Below are 6,814 nucleotides of genomic sequence, written 5' to 3' on the forward strand. Positions count from 1 at the left end.
TTCGGCTCGTTGAAGGTTGAACGCCTGCATGGCATGCACTTCGAAACCCGGCGCCAGGCCAAAGATGAGGTTGTTGACTGGCTGACCTTCTATAGCCGGAACAGAATGCATTCTACCCTGGGCTACACAAGCCCGATGGCGTTCGAGGAAAATTGGCGTCGCCAGCAAGAAACGTTGGCGGCATAACTCAGGCGCTATGGGAGGCGCTGCACGGGGGCAAGGTCAGACTGCATCTGCAAGCCCAGCTCCGCCCGTTGCCGACAACACCACCTCCCACACTTTGCCATGCTCCCCTCATGGTCTTCAAACTCATCTCGGCAGCATCCAGAACCTGGCGACGGCTTCAGGGCGAAAACCAGTTGCCCAAAATCATCCAGGGCGTCAAATTCGGTTCTTCCAAGTTTTGTGTGACCAACCGGAGGTAGCGGTGCCCTCGGACAGCAGCCCGGTATTTACGACACGTAGGATTGCCATATGAGAGATATCCTTCACCATCCCGAGCTCGCGCTTGCACATTTCTCTGCATTCAATCGGCTTTCCTGACACTCTTGAGGTCCTTGAGCAAATCGACCATGGCTTTTGCCGGATCACGCTACGGGCGCAGCCAACAGCAAAGTCAGTTCCCTGCACCACATGCGGAACACCGTCGCGGCAGGTTCACGGCTTTTACTGGCGCAGCCTCGGCGACATCGCCTGCTTCGGCCATCCGACGCTTCTGCTCGTCGGATCCGCCACTTTCGCTGCACCAGTCCTGAATGTCCGCGGCGAACCTTCGCTGAACCGTTGTCCGGCGTTGCCCGCCCGCGGGCACGCCAGACGGACCGCCTGCGCTCGGTCCATCGGGCAATCGGCTTGGCGCTGGGCGGCAATCCCGGCGCCCGGCACGCCGCCACCTTGGGCGTGCCGATCAGCCGCACGACGCTGCTGCACCGTATCTGTTCCAATGATGCCGACCCCATCCCACCGGTCAGGGTGCTCGGCGTGGATGATTGGGCATGGCGCAAGGGCCACACCTACGGCACGATCCTGTGCGATCTGGAGCGCCGGCGGGTGATCGACCTGCTGCCCGACCGCAGTGCCGACACTCTGGCGGCGTGGCTGAAGGAGCATCCCAGTGTCTCGGCGGTTGTTCGCGACCGGGCCGGCGCCTATGCCGACGGAGCCAGCCGAGGCGCGCCGAATGCCACGCAGATCCTGGACCGATGGCACCTGCTGCGCAACGGCAGCGACGCCCTGCGGAGCCTCCTCGATCAGCATCACCGCGAGCTGCGTTAGGCCGCACGGGCGGCAGCACAACCAGCGGTTCCGGCAGCAATTGCGGAGATCCCGGAACCGGCTTCATCAGCAGAGCGGCCGATGCGTACAACCGAGCAGCGGTCGCGGGCGGCGCAGGAACGCCGCGATGCCCGCTTCGCTGAAGTCTCCCGTCTGCGCGAGCAGGGTTTGTCGCTGAAAGCGATCGCCCGGACGATCGGCATCGAACGCAGGACGGTACGCCGTTGGCTGAGGGCCGGTCATGCCCCCACATGGCGTCATGCCGATCGCGGTACCAGCATCCTCGATCCGTACAAAGGCTGGCTGGACGAACGCTGGCGGAGCGGTTGCAATAACGCTGCAGCACTATGGCGGGAACTCCGGGACCGGGGCTTTGCCGGGCAGTACACTGTCGTGCGGGATTGGGCAACACAGCGCCGACGGCAGGATCCACCTGCCGGACCAAAGGGTGCTCTCCGCAAGCTGGCGTCAGGCAGGACCTCGGAGCCGCCGACACCGCGCCGGGCGGTTCGCCTTCTGACCAGCGAACCCGACAAACTCAGCGACGACCGCCGGTTCGTCACCGCCCTGCTGGAGCGCTCGCCCACCATCGCCACCGCTGTCGATCTCATCCGCCGCTTTGCAACGATGGTGAAGGATCAGGTAGCCAGCACCCTCGATTGCTGGCTGCACCAGGCGGAAGCCAGTGCTCTGGCGTCGTTCGCAGCAGGCTTGCGCCGTGACGAGGACGCGCTCCGCGCCGCGCTGACCGAACCTTGGAGCAATGGACAGGTCGAGGGTCAGGTCAACAGGCTCAAGGTCATCAAACGCGAAATGTATGGACGCGCCGGGTTCGAACCCCTGCGCTGCAGGGTGCTCGCGCATGCTTGACGCGAATGTTTTGCGGGCCAGACACGCGATGATCATCCACACAAAACTTGGAAGAACCTCAAATTCCGCGATGGCATCGAGGTCAGCGTGCCGACATCAAATAACGCCGCCTGATAACCTCGTCACCCAAATTCCGCTATAGCTCGGCCGCGCAATCTCCTGGCAACTCGTTCATCCCTGCCTCGATGCGCCAACGCCCCAATTACCCGCTCGACGGCAAACTGGCGCGAAACCTGACGGAACCCCCCAGATGTGCGATGGGGTCACCGAAGGAGGTCACGCCAAGGCGGAGAAACACGCCCAGAATATGCAAGAAGGACGAGCGCGGCGTGGGATCAGCCTGTTTCAACATCGATTTCCAGCCACCGGCTTGCACGTCTCGATCCCTGCAAAGGCGCGTTCCAGGGCTGCCGCGAGATCATCCAGCCGGTAGGGCTTGCTCAGCACCTCCGCCACAGCCTGCCCTTTCCAATCCACCAGCACATCGCTGTAGCCGCTGGCGAGTACGACGGCGAGGTGCGGATAGCGCAGCCGCAGCGTGCTGGCGAGCTGCACCCCGTTCATCGGCCCCGGCATCACCACGTCGGAAAACACGGCATTCACATCATCGTCGTTCGTCAGCAGTGTCAGGGCCTCCTCGGCATTTGCCGCGCGCAGCGTGGCATAGCCCAGTGTCTCCAGCAGCGAGGCGGCGAAGCTGGCCACGTCCGCATTATCCTCGACTACGAGCACGGTCTTTCCTGCCGCCCGCTGAAGATCCGCGCCAGCGGGCTTGGCGATGCGGGCCGGGGGCGCGTTCAACTCCGTCATGGCCGCGCATGGCAGGTGGAGGTTAATGGTGGTGCCCTCTCCCAGCATGCTTTCGATGGCGATATCGCCGCCGGACTGCTTGGCGAAGCCATGGACCTGGGCAAGGCCAAGCCCCGTGCCCTTGCCCGGCCCCTTCGTCGTGAAGAAGGGTTCGAACACGCGGGCCAGCACGGTGGGCGGCATCCCGTGGCCGCTATCCTTGACCACAAGCCAGACATAATGGCCTGCGACCCGCTCGGAGGTAGCCTCCAGCCATGTCTTTCTGGTCTGGAACGTGAGGACTCCGCTCTCCGGCAGCATGGCGTCCCGCGCGTTCACTGCAAGGTTCAGGATGGCGACTTCCAGCTGGGCAGGGTCGGCCCGCACCGGAAGGAGATCGGGTGCGAAGTCGTTTTTCACCTGGATGTTCGAGCCAAGCGTATGACGCAACAGCTCTGACATGCCATGCAGGCGCGCATTCAAATCAAAAACTTCCGGCTGGAGCGCCTGCTTGCGGGCGAAGGCGAGCAATCGACCCGTCAGTTCCTTGGCGTTCTCCGCCGCCTTGTTCAATCCATCGAGGATAATGGCACGTCGCTCTTCCGTCAAGTTGGCCATTCTCAGCAGCATCGCGCCGCCGGAAACCACTTGCAGGATGTTATTGAAATCGTGGGCGATGCCGCCGGTGAGCTGGCCGATGGCCTGTAGCTTCTCGCCCTGACGCAGCGCCTCCTCGGCGCGACGGCGCTCCTCGACCTCGCGCAGCAGCGCAGCGGTACGTTCTTCGACCAGATGCTCCAATTCGTTGCGATGACAGGCCAGCGCCTCCTCCGCTGCGAGCCGTTCAGTGATGTCGGTGTTGGTGCCGAACCAGAGCGCGACTTGGCCATCCGGGTCGCGCACAGGAACCGCGCGCGTGAGGAACCAGCGATACCCGCCATCCTTCGCACGCAAGGGAAAGGTGTCTTCCCATGGCTCGCCGACCTCCCACGCCTGACGCATTCCCTCGAGCACGCGACCGAGATGGTCGGGGTGATGGACCTGACGCCAGCTGACGCCTTCGATTTGCTCCAGTGCCATGCCCGTGTAGTCGTACCAGCGCCGGTTGAACCAGTAGCGCGAGCCGTCCGGCCGCGCCATCCACGCCATCTGAGGGATGTTGTCGGCGATCGCGCGGAAATGCGCCTCGCTCTCGCGCAGCGCCGTCTCGGCGCGCTGGCGCTCGCCGATGTCGCGCAGATAGGCCGTGAAAAGCGTCCTGTTGCCAGCCGAAGTGGGCGTGATTGCCAGTTCGACCGGGAACGTGGAGCCGTCCGCGCGTAACGCCGTCACCTCAATCCGCCGCTTCAATACCGGGCCTTCACCGGTTGCCAGGTAATGCGCGAGCCCGCAGTGATGCGCCTGGCGCAGCTCGGGCGGGACGATCAGCTCCGCCATGTCCCGGCCGAGCGCGGCTTCCCGCGCGTAGCCAAATGTGCGTTCGGCGGCCGGGTTCCATTCGATAATGCAACTCTCGTGATCGATCGTAACGATGCAGTCGAGGGCGGAATCCAGGATTGCTTCCTTTCCCGCCAATGCCTGCAATCTCTCGGTTCTAGCTTGTCGGAGATCATGTTGCAGGGCCGCGTTCTGCGCTTCCAGCGCCGTGATGCGTGCGCGCAGAGCCTCCGGGCGGATCGTCCCCGTGTCTTCGGCTGCGTTTGGTACTGGTTCGTCCTGTGACATACTGAAGGTTGCTTACATAGGTAATGAATACGGCCCCGTACAATCTCTAAACATGGTTTCGAGTTTGTACGAGGCTGAGAGGTTTCCCCGCCATATGATGTTGATGCATGATTGATTGTATCTTGGCGATAGGAAAGTCACAGTCGCAACCTTTCACCTTCCTTACTTCGATCACGCGCATGAACCGCTCGCTTGCTGATCCTGTTTGTGTAACATAAAGGACGTTGATCGGGATAGGGGGACACCTCACGGTGCCGCCCCTCCCACACCACCGGGCATACGGGTCACGTACCACGGCGGTTCGATCGGATTAAACTTGGGCGGGGACATGGAGTCTGGGAAGACCGAGGGAGTCGAGGTAATGGTTGCGCAGGGCCTGTTGGACCGCCGGGTGTCCTGACATGCGCCAGAAACCCGTCGGCGAACCGGCGGCGACCGCTGCCCGGAACTTTGGCACGCCACGGCGGCAGAGTTCCTTGAAGCGGTTGCGCCCGTTCTGCCACTGCCGCCAAAGATACATGCGTAATCTTCGGCGGATCCACGCTTCCAGGTTCGTGAGCACCCGGGGGGTCTGGCAGAAGCCGAAGTAGCCGCGCCATCCGATCAGGTATGGTCTGAGCTCTTCGATCACCTGCGGCAGACTGATCCCCCGGGTCCGGCGGGTCATGTCCCGGATCCGCGTCTTGAATGTGGCGAGGGCTTTTGGCGCGATGCGCCGCTCGCTCCCGTCATTCGCGATGCTGAACCCCAGGAACTTGCGCTCCTCCGGACGCGCCACCGCGCTTTTCGCCTCATTGACCTTCAGCCGCAGCTTACCAGCCAGGAACCGGCTTACCGAGGCCATCACCCGTTCCCCGGCGCGGCGGCTGCGAACATAGATGTTGCAGTCGTCCGCGTAACGGCAGAACCGGTGGCCCCGTCGGGCCAGTTCCTTGTCGAGATCGTCGAGCACGAGGTTGCTTAAGAGGGGCGAAAGCGGACCACCTTGCGGAGTCCCTTCGTCCACCGGACGGACCAGACCGTCTTCCATCACCCCGGCCTTGAGACAGGCCCGGATGAACTTCAGCACACGCTTGTCGGACACCCGTGCAGCGACGCGCGCCATCAGTTTGTCGTGGTTGACCCGGTCGAAAAATTTTTCGAGATCAAGGTCGACCACGTAGCCGTAGCCCTCGGCCACATAGCGTTGTGCCTGGGCGACCGCCTGATGAGCGGAGCGTCCGGGTCGGAAGCCGTAGCTGTGCTCGGAAAACGTCGGGTCCCATCGCTCCTGGAGAACCTGCAGCAGGGCTTGCTGGATCAGTCTGTCGACGACACAGGGTACGCCGAGCTTTCTGACCCCGCCATCCGGCTTGGGTATTTCGACCCGCTTGACCGGCTGCGGCTGGTAGGTTCCCTCGAGCAGTTGGACCCGGATGCCTGGCCAGTGCTCACGCAGGTAGGCCTTGGCGTCGTCGATGGTTATGCCATCCACGCCAGGACCGCCTTTGTTGCGTTGAACACGTTTCCATGCTCTTTCAAGGTTCTCCCGGTCGCACACCTCCTCCATCATTTGTTCCACCAAAGCCGGGCTTTCGGGCCCTGGTTTCGCCACGAGTGGTTCGGTCCCTTCGGAACCGCCGCCGAGAGCTTCACCCCGGCCCCTCGGTTCCAAGGCCAGTGAGTACTGGATGTTCCGCCGCGTTCCACTCATGAGTTGCCAGTCCTTCCTGCCACTTCCAATCGTTCAGGCCTTCGGTCATCGTTTCCGGCTTGGCCTATCCGGGGCTCCGCCTTTCGGCCTTGGAGTGCCTCACTAGCCTTGCCGACGGCGTGACCTACTATGCCGTCTGCTGACTCCTGCGCCCTGATCAGGTCCCCTTGCGGTTCCCTCAGTTCCAAGAGCGGAACAGGACGCAGGCCTCCCCAGGTAAGTTCGATCGCCTTCCCCGCACCCCTGCCGGATCTACAGCCCTGGCCCTTGATGGATCTGGACTTCGCGATCAGTCGCCCGCTCGTCCGGCCAAGGATGCCTCATATCCGGTTTCTGTTCGTCAGGTCGCGGTTTTGCTCCACACTGCCTTCCGACCCCACCTCGCGATGACGCCGTTGTGTTTCGCTAATCCTTCACCTCCATCAGGCTGGATAGGGGACTTTCACCCCCGAGCTATCGAAC

At 62.8% G+C, this 6,814-nt stretch carries 3 protein-coding genes and 2 pseudogenes; 3 read left to right on the forward strand and 2 right to left on the reverse strand.

Features of this window, described 5'->3' with window-relative positions:
- From AC5JJ6_RS34675 to AC5JJ6_RS34685, 3 genes and pseudogenes are all read left to right on the forward strand, one after another.
- The coding region (locus AC5JJ6_RS34675; protein WP_496046405.1) for an IS3 family transposase at window positions 1-186 on the forward strand (186 nt) is incomplete at its 5' end.
- Window positions 187-508: 322 nt separating this feature from the next.
- A pseudogene (locus tag AC5JJ6_RS34680) lies at window positions 509-1,272 on the forward strand (ISL3 family transposase); the annotation flags it as partial.
- A gap of 78 nt (window positions 1,273-1,350) precedes the next feature.
- Window positions 1,351-2,145, forward strand: a pseudogene (locus tag AC5JJ6_RS34685) (transposase); the annotation flags it as partial.
- Window positions 2,146-2,490: 345 nt separating this feature from the next.
- Here AC5JJ6_RS34685 and AC5JJ6_RS34690 read toward each other — a convergent pair.
- Both AC5JJ6_RS34690 and ltrA read right to left on the reverse strand, forming a co-directional pair.
- Window positions 2,491-4,659, reverse strand: a complete 2,169-nt coding sequence (locus AC5JJ6_RS34690; protein WP_496046406.1) for a hybrid sensor histidine kinase/response regulator — start codon at window positions 4,657-4,659, stop codon at window positions 2,491-2,493.
- A gap of 310 nt (window positions 4,660-4,969) precedes the next feature.
- The gene (gene ltrA / locus AC5JJ6_RS34695) at window positions 4,970-6,211 is read right to left on the reverse strand and encodes a group II intron reverse transcriptase/maturase (RefSeq protein ID WP_496046407.1); all 1,242 of its coding nucleotides are present in this window, start codon (window positions 6,209-6,211) and stop codon (window positions 4,970-4,972) included.
- Between the last annotated feature and the right edge of the window lie 603 nt (window positions 6,212-6,814).

It is taken from the genome of Skermanella sp., assembly GCF_059503625.1.